The 18857-nt window shown below is 70.6% G+C and carries 32 protein-coding genes; 2 read left to right on the plus strand and 30 right to left on the minus strand.

All coding sequences use genetic code 11. From position 1 onward, the window contains the following. Window positions 1-91: 91 nt before the first annotated feature. Both rpsI and rplM read right to left on the minus strand, forming a co-directional pair. A complete protein-coding gene (gene rpsI, locus ACQP6G_RS12845; protein WP_429764736.1) occupies window positions 92-580 on the minus strand; it encodes a 30S ribosomal protein S9 in 489 nt (162 codons plus the stop codon). 32 nt (window positions 581-612) lie between these two features. Further along, window positions 613-1062 carry a 50S ribosomal protein L13 gene (gene rplM, locus ACQP6G_RS12850; RefSeq protein ID WP_429764738.1) on the minus strand — a complete coding sequence of 150 codons (450 nt, stop codon included), beginning with the start codon at window positions 1060-1062 and terminating at the stop codon, window positions 613-615. Window positions 1063-1350: 288 nt separating this feature from the next. Between rplM and ACQP6G_RS12855 the strand changes: the two genes are divergently transcribed. Next, window positions 1351-1764, plus strand: coding sequence for a DUF5709 domain-containing protein (locus ACQP6G_RS12855; RefSeq protein ID WP_429764740.1), 414 nt, complete (start codon window positions 1351-1353; stop codon window positions 1762-1764). Between the two features lie 31 nt (window positions 1765-1795). On the opposite strand, the gene truA is transcribed toward ACQP6G_RS12855, so the two are convergent. Further along, window positions 1796-2698: a tRNA pseudouridine(38-40) synthase TruA gene (truA, locus tag ACQP6G_RS12860; protein WP_429764742.1), complete on the minus strand. Its 903-nt coding sequence runs from the start codon at window positions 2696-2698 to the stop codon at window positions 1796-1798. A 27-nt stretch (window positions 2699-2725) separates the two neighbouring features. On the opposite strand from truA, the gene ACQP6G_RS12865 reads away from it, so the two are divergent. Further along, complete coding sequence (locus tag ACQP6G_RS12865) at window positions 2726-3559, plus strand: ROK family protein (RefSeq protein WP_429764744.1); 834 nt, start codon at window positions 2726-2728, stop codon at window positions 3557-3559. 3 nt (window positions 3560-3562) lie between these two features. On the opposite strand, the gene ACQP6G_RS12870 is transcribed toward ACQP6G_RS12865, so the two are convergent. From ACQP6G_RS12870 to rplB, 27 genes are all read right to left on the minus strand, one after another. Continuing rightward, complete coding sequence (locus tag ACQP6G_RS12870; RefSeq protein ID WP_429764745.1) at window positions 3563-4354, minus strand: alpha/beta fold hydrolase; 792 nt, start codon at window positions 4352-4354, stop codon at window positions 3563-3565. Window positions 4355-4439: 85 nt separating this feature from the next. Then, window positions 4440-4979 (minus strand): 50S ribosomal protein L17, encoded by a 540-nt coding sequence (rplQ, locus tag ACQP6G_RS12875; RefSeq protein ID WP_429764747.1) that lies wholly within the window; start codon window positions 4977-4979, stop codon window positions 4440-4442. A gap of 76 nt (window positions 4980-5055) precedes the next feature. Beyond that, window positions 5056-6072, minus strand: a complete 1017-nt coding sequence (locus ACQP6G_RS12880) for a DNA-directed RNA polymerase subunit alpha (RefSeq protein ID WP_429727860.1) — start codon at window positions 6070-6072, stop codon at window positions 5056-5058. A 160-nt stretch (window positions 6073-6232) separates the two neighbouring features. Beyond that, window positions 6233-6637: a 30S ribosomal protein S11 gene (rpsK, locus tag ACQP6G_RS12885; RefSeq protein WP_380321664.1), complete on the minus strand. Its 405-nt coding sequence runs from the start codon at window positions 6635-6637 to the stop codon at window positions 6233-6235. A 74-nt stretch (window positions 6638-6711) separates the two neighbouring features. Next, complete coding sequence (gene rpsM / locus ACQP6G_RS12890; protein WP_380321661.1) at window positions 6712-7086, minus strand: 30S ribosomal protein S13; 375 nt, start codon at window positions 7084-7086, stop codon at window positions 6712-6714. Between the two features lie 196 nt (window positions 7087-7282). Further along, window positions 7283-7396, minus strand: coding sequence for a 50S ribosomal protein L36 (gene rpmJ, locus ACQP6G_RS12895; protein ID WP_009740505.1), 114 nt, complete (start codon window positions 7394-7396; stop codon window positions 7283-7285). A gap of 71 nt (window positions 7397-7467) precedes the next feature. After that, the gene (gene infA, locus ACQP6G_RS12900; RefSeq protein WP_012867920.1) at window positions 7468-7689 is read right to left on the minus strand and encodes a translation initiation factor IF-1; all 222 of its coding nucleotides are present in this window, start codon (window positions 7687-7689) and stop codon (window positions 7468-7470) included. 257 nt (window positions 7690-7946) lie between these two features. Further along, window positions 7947-8831, minus strand: coding sequence for a type I methionyl aminopeptidase (map, locus tag ACQP6G_RS12905; RefSeq protein ID WP_429764749.1), 885 nt, complete (start codon window positions 8829-8831; stop codon window positions 7947-7949). Between the two features lie 13 nt (window positions 8832-8844). Continuing rightward, on the minus strand, window positions 8845-9402 hold the full coding sequence (locus ACQP6G_RS12910; RefSeq protein ID WP_429765192.1) for an adenylate kinase: 558 nt from the start codon (window positions 9400-9402) through the stop codon (window positions 8845-8847). 101 nt (window positions 9403-9503) lie between these two features. Next, on the minus strand, window positions 9504-10802 hold the full coding sequence (gene secY, locus ACQP6G_RS12915) for a preprotein translocase subunit SecY (protein ID WP_429764750.1): 1299 nt from the start codon (window positions 10800-10802) through the stop codon (window positions 9504-9506). A 304-nt stretch (window positions 10803-11106) separates the two neighbouring features. Continuing rightward, window positions 11107-11574 (minus strand): 50S ribosomal protein L15, encoded by a 468-nt coding sequence (gene rplO, locus ACQP6G_RS12920; protein WP_429764752.1) that lies wholly within the window; start codon window positions 11572-11574, stop codon window positions 11107-11109. A gap of 2 nt (window positions 11575-11576) precedes the next feature. After that, window positions 11577-11759 (minus strand): 50S ribosomal protein L30, encoded by a 183-nt coding sequence (gene rpmD / locus ACQP6G_RS12925; protein WP_079573239.1) that lies wholly within the window; start codon window positions 11757-11759, stop codon window positions 11577-11579. Next, window positions 11759-12430 (minus strand): 30S ribosomal protein S5, encoded by a 672-nt coding sequence (gene rpsE / locus ACQP6G_RS12930; protein ID WP_380244182.1) that lies wholly within the window; start codon window positions 12428-12430, stop codon window positions 11759-11761. The genes rpmD and rpsE overlap by 1 nt, the downstream gene beginning before the upstream one ends. Before the next feature lie 43 nt (window positions 12431-12473). Continuing rightward, window positions 12474-12845, minus strand: coding sequence for a 50S ribosomal protein L18 (gene rplR, locus ACQP6G_RS12935; protein WP_429764754.1), 372 nt, complete (start codon window positions 12843-12845; stop codon window positions 12474-12476). Beyond that, window positions 12845-13381, minus strand: coding sequence for a 50S ribosomal protein L6 (gene rplF / locus ACQP6G_RS12940; protein WP_429764756.1), 537 nt, complete (start codon window positions 13379-13381; stop codon window positions 12845-12847). The genes rplR and rplF overlap by 1 nt, the downstream gene beginning before the upstream one ends. Before the next feature lie 20 nt (window positions 13382-13401). After that, the gene (rpsH, locus tag ACQP6G_RS12945) at window positions 13402-13800 is read right to left on the minus strand and encodes a 30S ribosomal protein S8 (protein ID WP_429764758.1); all 399 of its coding nucleotides are present in this window, start codon (window positions 13798-13800) and stop codon (window positions 13402-13404) included. 73 nt (window positions 13801-13873) lie between these two features. Further along, complete coding sequence (locus ACQP6G_RS12950; protein WP_013837851.1) at window positions 13874-14059, minus strand: type Z 30S ribosomal protein S14; 186 nt, start codon at window positions 14057-14059, stop codon at window positions 13874-13876. Between the two features lies 1 nt (window position 14060). Beyond that, window positions 14061-14633 carry a 50S ribosomal protein L5 gene (gene rplE, locus ACQP6G_RS12955; protein ID WP_429727852.1) on the minus strand — a complete coding sequence of 191 codons (573 nt, stop codon included), beginning with the start codon at window positions 14631-14633 and terminating at the stop codon, window positions 14061-14063. After that, entirely contained in the window at window positions 14633-14974 is a 342-nt protein-coding gene (gene rplX, locus ACQP6G_RS12960; RefSeq protein WP_429764760.1) for a 50S ribosomal protein L24, read from the minus strand. The genes rplE and rplX overlap by 1 nt, the downstream gene beginning before the upstream one ends. Before the next feature lie 2 nt (window positions 14975-14976). Next, window positions 14977-15345 (minus strand): 50S ribosomal protein L14, encoded by a 369-nt coding sequence (rplN, locus tag ACQP6G_RS12965; protein ID WP_079572436.1) that lies wholly within the window; start codon window positions 15343-15345, stop codon window positions 14977-14979. A 145-nt stretch (window positions 15346-15490) separates the two neighbouring features. Then, window positions 15491-15781: a 30S ribosomal protein S17 gene (gene rpsQ, locus ACQP6G_RS12970; RefSeq protein ID WP_429764762.1), complete on the minus strand. Its 291-nt coding sequence runs from the start codon at window positions 15779-15781 to the stop codon at window positions 15491-15493. Between the two features lie 7 nt (window positions 15782-15788). After that, window positions 15789-16028 (minus strand): 50S ribosomal protein L29, encoded by a 240-nt coding sequence (gene rpmC / locus ACQP6G_RS12975; RefSeq protein ID WP_079572432.1) that lies wholly within the window; start codon window positions 16026-16028, stop codon window positions 15789-15791. Then, complete coding sequence (rplP, locus tag ACQP6G_RS12980) at window positions 16028-16447, minus strand: 50S ribosomal protein L16 (protein WP_429727849.1); 420 nt, start codon at window positions 16445-16447, stop codon at window positions 16028-16030. The genes rpmC and rplP overlap by 1 nt, the downstream gene beginning before the upstream one ends. 3 nt (window positions 16448-16450) lie before the next feature. Beyond that, complete coding sequence (gene rpsC, locus ACQP6G_RS12985; protein WP_429764764.1) at window positions 16451-17278, minus strand: 30S ribosomal protein S3; 828 nt, start codon at window positions 17276-17278, stop codon at window positions 16451-16453. After that, a complete protein-coding gene (gene rplV / locus ACQP6G_RS12990; protein ID WP_079572426.1) occupies window positions 17278-17646 on the minus strand; it encodes a 50S ribosomal protein L22 in 369 nt (122 codons plus the stop codon). Before rplV ends, rpsC begins: the two co-directional genes overlap by 1 nt. 58 nt (window positions 17647-17704) lie before the next feature. Next, the gene (gene rpsS, locus ACQP6G_RS12995) at window positions 17705-17986 is read right to left on the minus strand and encodes a 30S ribosomal protein S19 (RefSeq protein WP_075829208.1); all 282 of its coding nucleotides are present in this window, start codon (window positions 17984-17986) and stop codon (window positions 17705-17707) included. A gap of 15 nt (window positions 17987-18001) precedes the next feature. After that, window positions 18002-18838: a 50S ribosomal protein L2 gene (rplB, locus tag ACQP6G_RS13000; RefSeq protein ID WP_429764765.1), complete on the minus strand. Its 837-nt coding sequence runs from the start codon at window positions 18836-18838 to the stop codon at window positions 18002-18004. Between the last annotated feature and the right edge of the window lie 19 nt (window positions 18839-18857).

The raw sequence follows: 18857 nt of genomic DNA on the forward strand, positions 1-18857 counted from the left end.
GGCCCCGCCGGAAGAGTTCCGACGGGGCCGTCCGTAGCGCTGACGCTCCTGTCGACGCCCGAGGGCAGTGCCCGCGGGAAGGAGCGCTCGATCAGCGCTTCGAGTACTGCGGCGCCTTGCGCGCCTTCTTGAGACCGGCCTTCTTGGACTCGACCGCACGCGGGTCACGCGTGAGGTAGCCGGCCTTCTTCAGCGCGGGGCGGTTCGCCTCGGCGTCGATCACGTTGAGCGCGCGGGCGATGCCCAGGCGCACCGCGCCGGCCTGGCCCGAGGGGCCGCCGCCGGTGATGCGGACGATGACGTCGAAGCGGCCCTCGACCTCGACCAGCTTCAGCGGCGAGTTCACGAGCTGCTGGTGCACCTTGTTCGGGAAGTAGTCCTCGAGGGTGCGACCGTTGATCTTCCACGTCCCGGTGCCGGGGACGAGGCGCACGCGCGCCACGGCCTCCTTGCGGCGGCCGACGGCCGCGCCGGGAGCGGTGATGGACTGGCCGCCGTCCGCGACGGGCGCGGCGGACTCAGAGGTGTAGGTGCTGGGCGTGTTCTCGTCCAGCTCGGTGTCGACGGTGGTCTCGGCCACTGTGAATCCTTCGCTTTGCATCCGGCAGCGGCTCAGGCCTGCTGCGAAACCTGGGTGATCTCGAACTGCTTGGGCTGCTGCGCCGCGTGCGGGTGCTCCGCGCCGCGGTAGACCTTCAGCTTGCCCAGCTGGTCGCGACCGAGGGACGTCTTGGGGAGCATGCCGCGCACGGCCTTCTCCACGGCCCGCTCGGGGTTCTTCTCGAGAAGCTCGCCGTAGTTGACCGAGCGGAGACCGCCCGGGTAGCCGGAGTGGCGGTAGGCCAGCTTGGTCTCCCGCTTGTTGCCGCTCAGGGCGACCTTGTCCGCGTTGATGACGATGACGAAGTCACCGCCGTCGACGTGCGGGGCGAAGGTCGGCTTGTGTTTCCCGCGCAGGAGGGTGGCGACCTGGCTCGCCAGGCGGCCGAGGACGACGTCGGTCGCGTCGACGACGTACCAGTCGCGCTGGACGTCGCCGGGCTTGGGGGTGTAAGTACGCACGGTTGCGTCACCTTTTCATGTTCGGTGTCGTCGGGCGAGAAGCGGCGCCCGATGAGTCAGGTGTTGTGCGCGGGTGCTCCGGTGGCGTCCTGGCCGGGGCATCGTCGGTGCGAGTGGGCGCGCTGACGACGCGGGACGCCGGAGGCATAGCACAACGACGAGCCAGTTTAGCCGTCGCCGGGTGCGGGGGTCAAAGCGACACCCGTCACGCCCGCGCCGGGGACGGGCACCGGGTCGCGCCGGCCGCCCCTCGTTGCAGCGCCACCGCCGCGGGTGCACCGTGGTGACATGACCCAGGAGACACCCGGCACCACCCCGGACCCCGAGACCGGAGCCGAGGGCGACGAGGACCAGCTCCCCCAGGAGGACACGCTCCTCGACCCCGAGCTCGACGACGTCCTCGACGAGGGCTACTCCCCCCTGGAACGGTCGCGCTCGAACCACTGGGGCGAGACGGCGTGGGAGGAGTCCGCCGGCGAGCCCCTGGACCGGCGCCTTGCCGAGGAGCAGCCGGACGTGTGGGAGCGCGACCCGCTGGACCGCCCGGACACCACCCGCGCAGGCCGGCTCGCGGAGGACCCCTTCGCCGACCCCGGGGAGGACGGCGACCGCGAGAACGACGTCTACGGCGAGGACGCGGGGATCGACGGCGCGGGCGCCAGCGCCGAGGAGGCCGCCGTGCACTGGGTCGAGGAGCCGTAGCGCCGAAGGGCCGTGGCCGGGCCCCGCGGGCTCAGCCGGCGTCGACCTCGCCCGGGTCCCGCCGCGCGCGGACGCGCTCGGCGCGCGCGGCGAGCGCGTCGTCGTCCGGGTAGGCGACGGCCTCGAGGGTCAGCCCCCGTGCGGCGACGACGCCGGCCGCCGCCGAGCGGGACCGGCCCGCCAGCACCGCGGCGGGCTCGTCCGGGCCGCGGCGCCCCTCCCCCACGGCCAGCGACATGCCGACCAGCGCGCGCACCATCGAGTGGCAGAACGCGTCGGCCTGCACGGTCGCGACGACGAGCCCGGCGTCGGGCCCGTCCGCGGGGCGGTCCCACGACAGGTGGGTGAGCTCGCGGATGGTCGTGGCGCCCTCGCGGGGCTTGCAGAAGGCGGCGAAGTCGTGCAGCCCGACGAGCGGCTGCATCGCCCGGTGCATCGCCTCGACGTCGAGCCGGCGGCGGTGCCAGAGCACCCAGTCCCGGCGCAGGGGGTCGCGCAGGTCCGGACGGTCGGCCACCCGGTAGGCGTAGCGCCGGTGCAGCGCGGAGAACCGCGCGTCGAACCCTTCGGGAGCCTCGGCAGCCCGGTGCACGACGACGTCGGGCGGCAGCACGCCGGCCAGCCGGTCGGCGAGCGCGACGCCGGGCTCCCGGTCGGAACGGCCGGGCATCTCCTCCCAGCGCTCGCGCGCCATGTCGACGTGCGCGACCTGGCCGCGCGCGTGCACCCCCGCGTCGGTGCGACCGGCCACCGTCAGCCGCGGCCGGGGCAGGCCGCGCGGCTCCGTGCGGAGGATGGTCGCGAGGGCGTCCTCCAGCACCCCCTGCACGGTGCGCAGCCGCGGCTGGGTGGCCCAGCCCGCGAAGTGGGTGCCGTCGTAGGCGAGGTCGAGCCGGACCCGGAGGGTGTCGGCGGGAGGTGTCGGCGTGCTCACCGACCCATTGTGGCCGGATGATGTCCCGTGATGGTCGACCCAGGCGCCTCGGCGCGCACCCCCGCTCCCCGCCCCGACGACGGCACCTCCCGGGCGCCGGCGCCCTCCGACGTGCTCACCCTCGCCGTCGACTGCGGCGGCGGAGGCATCAAGGCGGCGGTCCTGGACTCCGCGGGCACCGCGCACGCGTCGCCGGTGCGGGTCCCCACCCCCTACCCGCTGCCCCCGCAGCTGCTGCTGGACACCGTGGCCGGCATCGCGGACCGCCTCCCCGCCGCGCACCGCGTGACGCTCGGGATGCCCGGCATGATCCGCCACGGCGTGGTCGTCCACACCCCGCACTACGTCACACGCTCGGGTCCCCGCTCACGGGTGCTGCCGGAGCTCGTGGAGGCGTGGGCCAGCTTCGACGTCCGCGGCGCGCTCGCCCGCCGGCTCGGCGTCCCCGCCCTCGTGCTGAACGACGCCGAGGTGCACGGCGCGGGCGTCGTGGCGGGCTCCGGCGTCGAGCTGGTGCTCACCCTCGGCACCGGGCTGGGGTCCGCGCTGTTCGACGGCGGCCTGCTCGCGCCGCACCTGGAGTGGTCGCACGCCCCCGTGCGGCGCGGCGCGACGTACGACCAGTACGTCGGAGAGCCGGAGCGCCGCCGCCTGGGCGACGGGCTGTGGTCGCGGCGGGTCGTCGCGACCGTCGACGGGCTGCGCCCGGTGTTCCGCTGGGACCGCCTGTACCTGGGCGGCGGCAACTCCCGCCGCATCACGCCCGCCGCCCTCGACCGCCTGGGCGACGACGTCGTCGTCGTGCCCAACTCCGCCGCGCTGGTCGGCGGCGCGCGGGCGTGGGACCTGACGCTGCCCTGACCGTCACCGGTGGACGGGTGACACCCCGACGGCTGCCTCCTCGGACGTGACGACGGTCTCGGCCTCGAGGAGCGCACGCGTGAAGGCGACCGGGGCGTCGAGGCTGACGAGGTGCCGGGCGTGCGGCACGACGACGAGCCGGGCGGCCGCCCCGCCGGCCCGGGCCGCGGCGACGAACGCGCGCTCCTGGGCGCGGAAGTGGTCGTAGCGCCCGTTGACGAACCACACGGGGCTGCGCGCGGCCGCGAGGGCGCCGAGGGTGTCGGTCGGTCCGAGCTCCCGCAGCACCTCGGCCATGGCGGTGAGCGCGTAGCCGCCGGCCCCCAGGTCCCCCGCGCCTTCTGCGTCGAGGGCGAGACGGACGACCGCGTTGTTCAGGCGGGCGCCGTGGTCGGGCCAGCCCTCGATCCACCGGGCGAGCGACAGCCACGCCGGCCGCAGCGACGACGAGGACTCCGTGCAGCAGGACGCCGCGACGAGCCCCGCGCTCTGCTCGGGGTGGCGCGCGCGGTGCTCGATGGCGACGTAGCCCCCGAGCGACAGGCCCGCGACGAGGGCCCGCCCCCCGAGCCCCTCCACGGCGTCGTGCACGGCGTCCACCGCGCCGTCGAGCGTGAACGGCTCGCCCCGTCGCGCACCGTGGCCCGGCAGGTCGGTCGCGACGGCGGGGACCCCGGCGCGCCCCAGCGCCTCGAGCTGGCGTCGCCACATGGTCGCCGACGTGCGGGAGCCGTGCACGAGCACGACCGGCACGGGGGTCCGGGGTCGGGGCGGCGCGTCGGAGCGGGCGGCCATGCTCCCCAGCCTAGGAACGACGAGGCCCCGCGCCACCTCGGGAGGTGGCACGGGGCCTCGTCGTGGTCGCGGGGGACGCGGGAGGTCAGGCCTCCTTCGTCTCCTCCTCGGCCTTCTCGTCAGCCTTGTCCTCGGCGGGCGCCTCGGCCGGAGCCTCGGTGGCCTCCTCGACGGCGGCCTCGTCCTTGGCGGGCTTCTCGTCCTCGACCTTGGCAGCCTTCTCGGCGGCCTTCGTGGCCTCCTTGACGACGGCCTGCTTCGGGCTCACCGGCTCGGTGACGAGCTCGATGACCGCCATGGGGGCGTTGTCGCCCTTGCGGTTGCCGATCTTGGTGATGCGCGTGTAGCCACCGTTGCGCTCGGCCATGGCCGGGGCGATCTCGGTGAACAGCGTGTGCACCACGGACTTGTCGCGGACGACGGTCAGCACCCGGCGACGGGCGTGCAGGTCGCCGCGCTTCGCGAAGGTGATGAGGCGCTCGGCCAGGGGGCGCAGGCGCTTCGCCTTCGTCTCCGTGGTCGTGATGCGGCCGTGCTCGAAGAGCGACGTCGACAGGTTCGCGAGGATCAGTCGCTCGTGAGCCGGGCTGCCACCGAGCCGCGGACCCTTGGTGGGGGTAGGCATTTCTGGTTCTCCTTGAGGGTGGTTCCGCACCGCGCGGCCCGGTCAGGTCGAGCGGGCTGCTGCGGGCGCGGAGACGTCAGTACGACTGCTCGTCCGAGTACGTGGCCTCGTCGTCCCCGCCGCTGAAGTACGCGGAGCTGGACGGGTCGAAGTCGAGGGGCGAGTCCTTCAGCGAGAGGCCCAGCTCGGCGAGCTTCTCCTTGACCTCGTTGATGGACTTCGCGCCGAAGTTCCGGATGTCGAGCAGGTCGGCCTCGCTGCGAGCCACGAGCTCACCCACCTGGTGGATGCCCTCGCGCTTGAGGCAGTTGTACGAGCGGATCGTGAGGTTGAGCTCCTCGATCGGCAGCGCCAGGTCCGCGGCCAGCGCGGAGTCCGTCGGCGACGGGCCGATCTCGATGCCCTCGGCCTCGACGTTCAGCTCGCGGGCGAGACCGAACAGCTCGACGAGCGTCTTGCCGGCCGAGGCGAGCGCGTCGCGGGGGGCGATCGCGGCCTTCGTCTCGACGTCGACGATCAGCTTGTCGAAGTCCGTGCGCTGCTCGACACGCGTGGCCTCGACCTTGTAGGTGACCTTGAGGACCGGCGAGTAGATCGAGTCGACGGGGATCCGACCGATCTCGGCCTCGTCGTTCTTGTTCTGCGCCGCGGACACGTAGCCACGACCGCGCTCGACGGTGAGCTCGATCTCGAGCTTGCCCTTGTCGTTGAGCGTGGCGACGTGCAGGTCCGGGTTGTGCACCTCGACGCCCGCCGGCGGCACGATGTCCGCGGCGGTGACCACGCCCGCACCCGTCTTGCGCAGGTACATCACGACGGGCTCGTCGTTCTCCGAGGAGACGACGAGGTTCTTGATGTTGAGGATGATCTCGGTGACGTCCTCCTTCACACCCGGCACGGTGGAGAACTCGTGGAGCACTCCGTCGATGCGGATGGAGGTGACGGCCGCGCCCGGGATGGACGACAGGAGGGTCCGGCGCAGGGAGTTGCCGAGCGTGTAGCCGAAGCCAGGCTCGAGCGGCTCGATGGAGAAGCGCGAACGGTACTCCGAGATGACCTCTTCGGTCAGGGAGGGGCGCTGTGCGATCAGCACGGTCAGGTCCTTTCAGTGTGCGTCCGCCATATGACGCATCACGGATCCGCGAGTACTCGCGGCCCCGGGTGGGACTCGGTCCACCCGCCCGGGCAGGCTGCGGCGTCGTACGAGCCCGGGGCCGATCCCTCGGCCCCGGGGCCCGACGACGTCGGGAGGGTCAGACGCGGCGGCGCTTCGGGGGACGGCAGCCGTTGTGCGCCTGGGGCGTCACGTCCTGGATCGAGCCGACCTCGAGGCCGGTCGCCTGCAGGGAGCGGATCGCGGTCTCACGACCGGAACCCGGGCCCTTGACGAAGACGTCGACCTTCTTGACACCGTGCTCCTGGGCGCGGCGGGCGGCCGACTCGGCGGCGAGCTGCGCGGCGTACGGCGTGGACTTGCGGGAGCCCTTGAAGCCGACGTGGCCGGCGGACGCCCACGAGATCACGGCGCCCGACGGGTCGGTGATCGAGACGATCGTGTTGTTGAAGGTGCTCTTGATGTGCGCCTGGCCGAGCGGGACGTTCTTCTTGTCCTTGCGGCGCGGCTTGCGCGCGGCCGTGGCACGAGTCTTGGGAGGCATGTGTTCTCTGATCTCCTGGTCTGATCGGACCGGGGCGGTTCAGCTCGGGGAGCCGACCGCACCACGGACTGCTATCAGCGGGCCTTCTTCTTGCCCGCCACGGTGCGCTTCGGACCCTTGCGGGTACGCGCGTTGGTCTTGGTGCGCTGACCGCGCACCGGGAGGCCGCGGCGGTGACGCAGGCCCTGGTAGGTGCCGATCTCGACCTTGCGGCGGATGTCGGCGGCGACCTCGCGGCGCAGGTCGCCCTCGAGCTGGAAGTTGCCCTCCAGGTAGTCGCGGAGCGCGACGAGCTGGTCGTCGCCGAGGTCCTTGACCCGCAGGTCCGGGTTGATCCCGGTAGCGGCCAGCGTCTGCTGGGCGCGGGTACGGCCGACGCCGTAGATGTAGGTGAGCGCAACCTCGAGCCGCTTCTCGCGGGGGAGGTCGACGCCGATCAGACGTGCCATGTGCCTTCCGGCTCCTGTACTTCTTCCAGAGGTCTGCCGCACCGCCCTCCCGCGAAGACCGCGGGCCCCGGCCCCTGGACCGGAGGTTCCCCTCGACCGCCCCGTGAGGAGCCCCGCTCCCGAGAGAGCGGCGTCGAGGTTCGTGGTGGTGCGCTGTGTCCGACGGCGAGCGCGTGCCGTCAGCAGGTGGCTGCGATCAGCCCTGGCGCTGCTTGTGGCGCAGGTTCTCGCAGATCACCATGACGCGACCGTGCCGGCGGATCACCTTGCACTTGTCGCAGATCTTCTTGACGCTCGGCTTGACCTTCATCAGTGGTTCCTCCGCCGCCGTACGCACGCCGGCGGGTGCCGGCGCCACGACGGCGCTCGATGGGGTGGTGGTTACTTGTAGCGGTAGACGATCCGACCGCGGGACAGGTCGTACGGGCTGAGCTCGACCACGACGCGGTCCTCCGGGAGGATCCGGATGTAGTGCTGACGCATCTTGCCCGAGATGTGCGCGAGGACCTTGTGGCCGTTCGCCAGCTCCACACGGAACATCGCGTTCGGCAGGGCCTCGACCACGCTGCCCTCGATCTCGATGACGCCGTCCTTCTTTGCCATGTCCTCCGCTAACTCTCGTCTGTCCCCGGGCGCCCGTCAGCAACGTGACGGAGGTCCGGATGTCGTGCGTGCCGCCTGCTCACCCTCGTCCCGACCGGTCGACGTGACGTCGAGCCGGTGCTGGTCTGCAGCGCCACCAACTCGCGCCTGCATCTCGAGGAACTGCCGAACGGACTACACCCGACAGACCATCGTACTCCATGGTTCCAGCAGCTGCGAACGTGGGTGGACGGTCGTCGGTCACACGCCTTCGTCGGTCACGCGTCGAGGGGCACGGGCACGACCTCGAACGGGGCGAGCCCCGCACGCCCGCCGTCGGCGGCCGTCAGCACGCTGATGCCGTCGTCGAGGAGGGCGACGCTGTGCTCCCAGTGCGCGGCGCGGGAGCCGTCCTGCGTCACGACCGTCCAGTCGTCCGCGAGGACCCGGGTCGCCCCGCTCCCCCGCGTGACCATCGGCTCGATGGCGAGGCACATGCCGGGGCGGAGCCGAGGACCACGGTCCGAGGTGCGGAAGTTCACGACGTCGGGCGGCTGGTGCATCGCCGTGCCGATGCCGTGACCGACGTAGTCCTCGACGATCCCGTAATCGACGCCGGAGACGCCCCCGGCGAGCTCGACGGCCGCCTCGACGGCCGTCCCGACGTCGCCGAGCCGCCTGCCACCCGCCAGCGCCGCGATCCCCGCCCACATGGCCGTCCGCGTGGCGCGGACGAGGTCGAGGTCCGCCGCGTCGACGCCGTCGACCGCCGTCGCGCCCTCGACGTCCAGCGCGCCGTCCGGGCCCAGCACGAAGCTGATCGCGGAGTCGCCGTGCCAGCCGTCCACGATCGCGCCGCAGTCGATCGACACGACGTCACCGACCTCGAGCACGCGGGTGCCGGGGATGCCGTGGATGACCTCCTCGGAGACGGAGACGCAGATCGTCGCGGGGTAGCCCTCGTAGCCGAGGAACGACGGCGTCGCTCCCGCGTCCGCGATGAACCGCGCCGCGACCGCGTCGAGGTCCGCCGTCGTGAGGCCCGGGCGGGCCGCCGCGCGCACCGCGTCGAGCGTCGACGCGACGACCAGGCCGGCGCGCCGCATGACGCGCACCTGGTCCGGCGTCTTGAGCTCGATGCGCTCGCGCGAACCGAAGATCATGGCGTGGCGAGCCTCAGCCGAGCTCGGCGGCCAGCGCCTGGACGATGCGCTCGGTGACCTCGGAGACGTCGCCGATGCCGTCCACCTTCGCGAGGATGCCCCGCTCGGAGTACGCGGCGGTCAGCGGCGCGGTCTGCTCGTCGTAGATGTCGAGCCGGCGCGCGATCGCCTCCGGGGTGTCGTCCTCGCGGCCCTCGATCTCGGCGCGCTTGGCGATCCGCGACAGGAGCTCGTCCCGCGCGGCGGTGAGCTCGATGACGCCGTCCAGCTCCCAGCCGAGGTCGGCCAGGATGCCGTCGAGCGCCTCGACCTGGTGCGCGTTGCGCGGGTAGCCGTCGAGCAGGAACCCGGCCTTCACGTCGTCCTCGCCGAGGCGCGAGCGCACCATCTGGTCGGTGACCTCGTCCGGGACGAGCTCGCCCTTGGCGCTGTACTCCTGCGCGAGCTTGCCGAGCTCCGTGCCGCCCTTGATGTTGGCGCGGAAGATGTCGCCCGTCGAGATGGCGGGGATGCTGAACAGCTCGGCGAGGCGCGCGGCCTGCGTGCCCTTGCCCGCCCCCTGCGGCCCCATGATCACCAGGCGCGTCACCCGCGCCTCGGCGCTGGGGGCACCGTGGAGCTCGCGGCGGGTGGTCGGCGTGGCAGCGGCGGGGCCGCCTTCGTTCGTCTCGGTCAACGGAGGAACCCTTCGTAATGACGCTGCTGGAGCTGGGAGTCGATCTGCTTCACGGTCTCGAGCCCGACGCCCACGATGATGAGGATCGACGTGCCGCCGAACGGGATGTTCGTGGTGACTCCCAGCACCACGAGCACGATCGTGGGGATGAGCGCCACGATCGCCAGGTAGATCGAGCCCGCGGAGGTGATGCGGGTGATCACGTAGTCGAGGTACTCGGCCGTGGGCCGGCCGGCGCGGATGCCCGGGATGAAGCCGCCGTACTTCTTCATGTTGTCCGCGACCTCGTCCGGGTTGAACGTGATCGACGTGTAGAAGAACGCGAAGAAGATGACCATCAGCACGTACAGCACGATGTACAGCGGGTCGGACTGCTGGACCAGGTTCTCCGAGATCCAGAGCACCCAGCCCGCGGTCGGCTCGCCGAACTGGGCGATCAGCCCGGGGATGGCGAGGATCGACGCCGCGAAGATGACCGGGATGACGCCGGCCATGTTGATCTTGATCGGGATGTAGGTGCTGGTGCCGCCGTACATGCGGCGTCCCACCATGCGCTTCGCGTACTGCACCGGGATGCGGCGCTGCGACTGCTCGACGAAGACGACCAGCCCGACGACGAGCACGATGACGAGGATCATCACGATGAAGTTCAGGGGGCCGTTCGAGCCGCCGGCGATCGACCAGAGCGCCGACGGGAAGCTCGCGGCGATCGACGTGAAGATCAGCAGGGACATGCCGTTGCCGACGCCGCGCTCGGTGATCATCTCGCCGAGCCACATGACCAGGCCGGTACCGGCCGTCATCGTGATGACCATCAGCGTGGCCGTCACGAAGCTGTCGTCCGTGATCACGTCGACGGGGCAGCCCTGGAAGAGCATCCCGGTGCGGGCGGTCGTGATGATCGTCGTCGACTGCAGGATCGCGAGGGCGATCGTCAGGTAGCGCGTGTACTGCGTCAGCTTCGCCTGGCCCGACTGGCCCTCCTTGTGCAGGGCCTCGAACCGAGGGATGACCACGCGCAGCAGCTGCACGATGATGCTCGCGGTGATGTACGGCATGATGCCGAGCGCGAAGATCGACAGCTGGAGCAGGGCACCGCCGCTGAAGACGTTGACGAGACCGAGCAGCGAGGTGCTGCCCTCGAGGGCCGCGACGCACTGTTGCACGTTGCCGTAGTCGACGCCGGGTGTGGGCACGAGCGACCCCACCCGGAAGAGCGCCATGATCGCGATCGTGAACAGCAGCTTGCGCCGCAGGTCCGGTGTCCGGAAAGCCCGGCCGAATGCGCTGAGCACCTATCCTCCTGGCCCGCCGCGGCGGGTTGTCGTGTCGCCGGGGACCGGCGAGGTGTGGCGCGAGCTCCCGACACCGCGGCCGTTGGGCCACGCCGCCGTCACGCCGACTCGGTCAAGGTCCGACCGGGGAGACCCCGGCCTCGCCGTCACCCGGATCAGGTGCGTGGCGCGGACCGTGACGGATTCTACGTGCCCCGGACCAGTGAGCCAGACCACACGCCGTCGCGGAGGGCTGGCCTGCCGGAGCACGCCGGGAGCACACAGGGCCGGCAGCGCGTGTGCGCCGCCGGCCCTGTTGCGGATGTCAGTCCTCGGAGACCGTGCCGCCGGCCGCCAGGATCTTGTCCTTGGCGGAGCCGGAGACGCGGTCGACCGTGACGTCCAGCTTGACGGTGATCTCGCCGTTGCCGAGCACCTTCACCGGCTGACCCTTGCGGACCGCGCCCTTGGCGACGAGGCCCTCGACGGTGACGGAGCCACCCTCGGGGTACAGCGCGGCGAGCTTGTCCAGGTTGACGACCTGGTACTCGACGCGGAACGGGTTCTTGAACCCGCGCAGCTTCGGGAGGCGCATGTGCAGAGGCATCTGCCCACCCTCGAAGCCGGCGGGAACCTGGTAGCGAGCCTTCGTACCCTTGGTACCGCGACCCGCCGTCTTGCCCTTCGACGCCTCACCACGACCCACGCGGGTCTTGGCGGTCTTGGCGCCGGGGGCCGGACGCAGGTGGTGGACCTTGAGCGGCTGACCCGCCTTCTCGGTGTTGTCCGCCATGATCACTCGACCTCCTCGACGGTGACGAGGTGCGCCACCGTGGTGACCATGCCACGGATCTCCGGACGGTCCTCCTTCACGGCGGTGTCGCCGATCCGCTTGAGGCCGAGGGTCCGCAGCGTGTCACGCTGGTTCTGCTTGCCGCCGATGGCGGACTTGACCTGGGTGACCTTCAGTCGAGGCATCACGCACCCACCTTCTCGTCAGCCTTGGCCGCCTTCTCGGCGAGCCCGGCGGCCTGCGCACGCAGGAGCGCGGCCGGGGCCACGTCCTCGAGCGGCAGACCACGGCGGGCGGCCACGGCAGCCGGCTCCTCGAGGCCCTTGAGGGCCGCGACGGTGGCGTGCACGATGTTGATCGAGTTGGACGAGCCGAGCGACTTGCTCAGCACGTCGTGGATGCCGGCGCACTCCAGCACGGCGCGCACCGGACCACCGGCGATCACACCGGTACCCGGCGAGGCCGGACGCAGGAACACGACGCCGGCGGCCTCCTCACCCTGGACGGGGTGCGGGATGGTGCCCTGGATGCGCGGGACGCGGAAGAAGTTCTTCTTCGCCTCCTCGACACCCTTGGCGATCGCCGCGGGCACCTCCTTGGCCTTGCCGTAGCCGACACCGACGGTGCCGTCGCCGTCGCCCACCACGACCAGCGCGGTGAAGCTGAAGCGGCGACCACCCTTGACGACCTTCGAGACGCGGTTGATCGTCACCACGCGCTCGACGAAGGCGTTCTTGTCGGCGGCGTCGCGGCCACCGCCACGGCGGTCGTCGCGGCGACCGCCGCCGCGGCGGCCGTCGTTCTTGTTGGACTCGTTGGCGCCCTGGGGGGCGCCGGTGCGCTGCCCTGCAGCCATCAGAGGATCCTCATCTTCCGTGCGAAATCGCGGACGTCGGCCATCACAGCTCCAGCCCCGCTTCCCGGGCGCCGTCGGCGACCGCAGCCACCCGACCGTGGTACTTGTTGCCACCGCGGTCGAAGACCACGGTCTCGACGCCGGCGGCCTTGGCACGCGCGGCGACGAGCTCGCCGACCTTGCGGGCCTTCGCCGTCTTGTCGCCGTCGAGGGCACGCAGGTCGGCCTCGAGGGTCGAGGCCGAGGCGACGGTCTTGCCGACCGTGTCGTCGACGATCTGCGCCACCATGTGGCGCGAGGAGCGGGTCACGACGAGGCGCGGACGCGCCGCGGTGCCCTTGATCTTCTTGCGCAGGCGCAGGTGACGGCGCTGACGAGCGACGGCCTTGCCCTTGCCCAGAACCTTGAGAGCCATCACTTACCAGCCTTTCCGACCTTGCGGCGGACGACCTCGCCGGCGTAGCGCACGCCCTTGCCCTTGTAAGGCTCGGGCTTGCGGATCTTGCGGATGTTCGCTGCGACCTCGCCGACCTGCTGCTTGTCGATGCCCGCGACCGAGAACTTGGTCGGGCTCTCCACCGCGAAGGTGATGCCCTCGGGCGCGGTCACGGTGACCGGGTGCGAGAAGCCGAGAGCGAACTCCAGGCTCTGCCCCTTGGCCGCGACGCGGTACCCGGTACCGACGATCTCGAGCTTCTTCTCGTAGCCCTGGGTCACACCGGTGACGATGTTGGCCAGGAGGGTGCGGGTGAGGCCGTGCAGCGCACGGGACTCACGCTCGTCGTCCGGGCGCGACACCACGAGGGAGCCGTCGTCCTGGGCGACCGTGATGGGGGCGGGCACCGCGTGCTCCAGGGTCCCCTTGGGGCCCTTGATGGTCACGAGCGCACCGCTGATGGTGACGTCCACGCCGGCCGGGACCGGAACGGGGAGCTTGCCGATTCGAGACATGGCGATATCTCCTTTCCGGATTACCAGACGTAGGCGAGGACTTCGCCGCCGACGCCCTTGGCCTGGGCCTGGCGGTCGGTCAGCAGGCCGGAGGACGTGGACAGGATCGCCACGCCGAGGCCGCCGAGGACCTGGGGCAGGTTGGTGGACTTCGCGTAGACGCGGAGGCCGGGCTTCGACACGCGGCGGACGCCGGTGAGGGCGCGCTCGCGGCTCGGGCCGTACTTGAGGGTCAGGGTGAGGGACTTGCCGACCTTCGCGTCCTCGACGCTCCAGCCGGTGATGTACCCCTGCGCCTGCAGGATCTCCGCGATGTTCGACTTCAGCTTCGAGTGCGGCATGGTGACCGTCTCGTGGTGCGCCGAGTTCGCGTTACGCAGACGCGTGAGCATGTCTGCGATGGGGTCTGTCATGGTCATTGGGCTCCAGCCCTTCCTCGCCGGGGTATCCAGTCAGTGCGTGCGCACCGCCCGGACCTGCGGCGTAGTGGTTTTACCAGCTGCTCTTGGTGACGCCGGGGAGCTCGCCGCGGTGGGCCATCTCCCGCAGGCAGATCCGGCACAGGCCGAACTTGCGGTAGACCGAGTGCGGACGGCCGCAGCGCTGGCACCGGGTGTAGGCGCGGACGGCGAACTTCGGCTTGGCGTTCGCCTTGTTGATCAGGGCCTTCTTCGCCATGTCAGTTCTCCTTGAAGGGGAAGCCGAGACGGCGCAGCAGGGAGCGGCCCTCGTCATCGGTCGTCGCCGTGGTCACGACCGTGATGTCCATGCCGCGGACGCGGTCGATCTTGTCCTGGTCGATCTCGTGGAACATCGACTGCTCCGTGAGACCGAAGGTGTAGTTGCCGTGCCCGTCGAACTGCTTCGGGCTCAGCCCGCGGAAGTCGCGGATACGGGGCAGCGCGATCGACAGCAGCCGGTCGAGGAACTCCCACATCCGGTCGCCGCGCAGCGTGACGTGCGCACCGATCGGCATGCCCTCGCGCAGCTTGAACTGCGCGATGGACTTCTTGGCCCGGGTCACCTGGGGCTTCTGCCCCGTGATCGCCGTGAGGTCGCGGATCGCGCCCTCGATGAGCTTGGAGTCCTTGGCGGCGTCACCGACACCCATGTTGACGACGATCTTGGTCAGACCGGCGACCTGCTGGATGTTCTGGTGGCCGAACTCCTCGCGCAGCGCCGCGATGATCTCCTCGCGGTACTTCTGCTTGAGGCGCGGGGTGGCCGGGGCCTCGAGAGTGGTCTCGGTCATCAGATGTCCTTCCCGGAACGCTTGGCGACGCGCACGCGGACGGTGCGGGTACGGCCGTCGCGCTCGACCTGCTCGGTACGGAACCCGACGCGCGTGCCCTTCTTGGTCTCCGGGTCGACGACCATCACGTTCGAGACGTGGATCGGCGCCTCGACGGTCTCGATGCCACCCGTGCGGGTGCCGCGAGCCGTCTGGCCGGCCTTGACGTGCTTGGTGACACGCTGCACGCCCTCGACCACGATGCGGTCGGAGTCCTTGAGGACCTCGAGCACGCGGCCCGTCTTGCCCTTGTCGCGACCGGCGATGACGATCACCTGGTCGCCCTTCTTGATCTTCGCCATGGTCAGAGCACCTCCGGCGCCAGCGAGATGATCTTCATGAACCGCTTGTCGCGCAGCTCGCGCCCGACCGGGCCGAAGATGCGGGTGCCACGGGGCTCACCGTCGTTCTTGAGGATCACGGCGGCGTTCTCGTCGAACTTGATGTAGGAACCGTCGGGACGACGGCGCTCCTTGGCGGTCCGGACGATGACGGCCTTGACCACGTCGCCCTTCTTCACGTTGCCGCCGGGGATCGCGTCCTTGACGGTGGCGACGATCGTGTCGCCGATACCGGCGTAGCGACGGCCGGATCCACCGAGAACACGGATGCAGAGGATCTCCTTGGCACCCGTGTTGTCGGCGACCCGAAGTCGCGACTCCTGCTGGATCATCGATTGATCTCCTGTCGTCGAGCCGGTTCTCGTCCCAGGCTGTCCCGGGCGAGCCTTGCCGAACGGATAGTTGCTGTGGTGGCCGGGGCGGGCCGCATACGTGTGTCACGGCCTGCCCCGGCCGAAGGTCAGAAGACCTTCTGGATCACTTGGCCTTCTCGAGGATCTCCGTCAGGCGCCACCGCTTGGTCGCGGACAGCGGACGGGTCTCCATGATCTCGACCAGGTCGCCGATACCGGCGGAGTTCTGCTCGTCGTGCGCCTTCACCTTGGTGGTGGTGCGCAGGACCTTGCCGTACAGGGGGTGCTTCTTGCGGTCCTCGACCTCGACGACGATGGTCTTCTCCATCTTGTCGCTGACGACGTAGCCACGACGGACCTTGCGCGTGCTGCGCTCGGTCGTCTCAGCGGCCACCGCGTTGGTGTTCTCGCTCATCGATGCCTCACTCACTCACGCTCGGGGCCGTGCGGATACCGAGCTCGCGCTCGTGCAGGACCGTGTAGATCCGCGCGATGTCGCGCTTGACGGCCTTGATCCGACCGTGGGACTCCAGCTGGCCGGTGGCCGACTGGAAACGGAGGTTGAAGAGCTCCTCCTTGGCCTTCTTCAGCTCGGCGACCAGCTTCTCGTCGTCGAACCCGTCGAGGTCAGCGGGGGCCATGCCCTTGGTTCCGACTGCCATCAGTTCGCACCACCCTCGCGCACCACGAAACGGCACTTCATCGGGAGCTTGTGGATCGCGCGGCGCATGGCCTCACGGGCCAGCTCCTCGTCGACACCGGCCAGCTCGAAGACGATGCGGCCGGGCTTGACGTTGGCGACCCACCACTCGGGCGAGCCCTTGCCGGAACCCATGCGGGTCTCGGCGGGCTTCTTGGTCAGGGGACGGTCCGGGTAGATGTTGATCCAGACCTTGCCGCCACGCTTGATGTGGCGGGTCATCGCGATACGAGCAGCCTCGATCTGGCGGTTGGTGACGTAGGCGGGCTCGAGAGCCTGGATGCCGTAGTCGCCGAACGCGATCGTGGTGCCACCCTTGGCCGCGCCGGAGCGCTTCGGGTGGTGCTGCTTGCGGTGCTTGAGCCTGCGGGGGATCAGCATGACTCAGGCCTCCGTTCCGGACTCGGGGGCCGCAGCCTGCTCCGGGGCCGCGTCGGACGCGGGGGCGCTCTCGGCGGCCGGCTGGGCCTGACGCTCGGGGCGACGACCGCCACCACGGCGCTCCCCACGCTCCGGACGACCACCACGACCCCCGCGGGGGGCGGCAGTCGCCTGCTGCGCGGCGAACTCCTTCTCGGTCATGTCGCCCTTGTAGATCCACACCTTCACGCCGATACGGCCGAAGGTGGTGCGGGCCTCGAAGAAGCCGTAGTCGATGTTCGCGCGCAGCGTGTGCAGCGGCACACGACCCTCGCGGTAGAACTCCGAACGGCTCATCTCGGCGCCGCCGAGACGACCCGAGACCTGCACACGGATGCCCTTGGCACCGGCGCGCTGCGCGGACTGGATGCCCTTGCGCATGGCGCGGCGGAACGAGACGCGGCTCGCGAGCTGCTCGGCGATGCCCTGCGCGACCAGCTGCGCGTCGATCTCCGCGTTCTTGACCTCGAGGATGTTGAGCTGGACCTGCTTGCCCGTGAGCTTCTCGAGCTCGCCGCGGATGCGGTCGGCCTCGGCACCCCGGCGACCGATGACGATGCCCGGACGCGCCGTGTGGATGTCCACGCGGACGCGGTCGCGGGTGCGCTCGACCTCGACCTTGGAGATGCCGGCCCGCTCGAGACCGGTGCTCATGAGCTTGCGGATCGCCACGTCCTCGCGGACGTAGTCGCGGTACCGCTGACCAGGCTTGGTGCTGTCGGCGAACCAGCGCGACCGGTGGTCGGTGGTGATGCCGAGGCGGTACCCGTGCGGGTGAACCTTCTGCCCCACTATCGGGCCCCTTCCTTCTGCTCACGCGGTGCGACGACCACGGTGATGTGGCTGGTGCGCTTGAGGATCTGGCTCGCACGCCCCTGCGCCCGCGGACGGAACCGCTTGAGCGTCGGCCCCTCGTCGACGAACGCCGCCGAGACGAAGAGCTCCGTCTCGTCGAAACGCTCGCTGGCGCGGTCGGCCTTCACCCGGGCGTTCGCGACGGCGCTCTCCACAACCTTGCGGATCGGCTCGCTCGCCGCCTGCGGCGCGAACTTCAGCACCGCGACGGCCTCGGCGGCCTGCTTGCCACGGATGAGGTCCACGACGCGCCGGGCCTTCTGGGGCGTGACACGGACGAACCGCGCCTGCGCCTTGGCTTCCATTGCTGTCCTGCTTCCTTTTCTCAGACCGTCGGGGCCTGTCGTCCGGCTGACCCGGGGGTCAGCGGCGACGGCCCTTCTTGTCGTCCTTCACGTGGCCGCGGAAGGTTCGCGTGGGAGCGAACTCGCCGAGCTTGTGGCCGACCATCGCCTCGGTGACGAAGACCGGGGTGTGCTTCCGGCCGTCGTGCACGGCGAAGGTGTGACCGAGGAAGTCGGGCGTGATGACCGACCGACGGGACCAGGTCTTGATGACGTTCTTGGTCCCCTTCTCGTTCTGAGCGTCCACCTTCTTCTGCAGGTGGTCGTCGACGAAGGGGCCCTTCTTCAGGCTACGAGGCATCTGTCAGGCTCCTTTTCAGCGCTTCTTGCCGGTGCGGCGACGGCGGACGATCAGCTTGTCGCTCGGCTTGTTCGGGCGGCGGGTCCGGCCCTCGGGCTGGCCCCACGGGCTGACCGGGTGGCGACCACCGGAGGTCTTGCCCTCACCACCACCGTGCGGGTGGTCGACCGGGTTCATGACGACGCCACGGACGGTCGGGCGGACGCCCTTCCACCGCTTGCGGCCGGCCTTGCCCCAGTTGATGTTCGACTGCTCGGCGTTGCCCACCTCGCCGACCGTGGCGCGGCAGCGCAGGTCGACGTTGCGGATCTCGCCGGACGGCATGCGCAGCTGCGCGTACGGGCCGTCCTTCGCGACGAGCTGCACGGAGGCACCCGCGGAGCGGGCGATCTTCGCGCCGCCACCGGGGCGGAGCTCGACGGCGTGGATGACCGTACCGGTCGGGATGTTGCGCAGCGGCAGGTTGTTGCCGGGCTTGATGTCGGCGCCGGCACCGGCCTCGACGACGTCGCCCTGCGACAGCTTGTTCGGCGCCACGATGTAGCGCTTCGTGCCGTCCGCGTAGTGCAGGAGCGCGATCCGAGCCGTGCGGTTCGGGTCGTACTCGATGTGCGCGACCTTGGCGGGCACGCCGTCCTTGTCGTGGCGACGGAAGTCGATCACGCGGTAGGCACGCTTGTGGCCACCGCCCTTGTGACGGGTCGTGATGCGACCGGAGTTGTTGCGCCCACCCGTCTTGGACAGCGGACGGACCAGAGACTTCTCCGGCTGCGAGCGCGTGATCTCGACGAAGTCGGCGACGCTGGAGCCGCGGCGTCCGGGCGTCGTCGGCTTGTACTTACGGATTCCCATGGGTTAGTCCTCGATCTGC

The sequence above is a fragment of the Isoptericola nanjingensis genome (assembly GCF_050311635.1).
Lineage (GTDB): Bacteria > Actinomycetota > Actinomycetes > Actinomycetales > Cellulomonadaceae > Isoptericola > Isoptericola nanjingensis.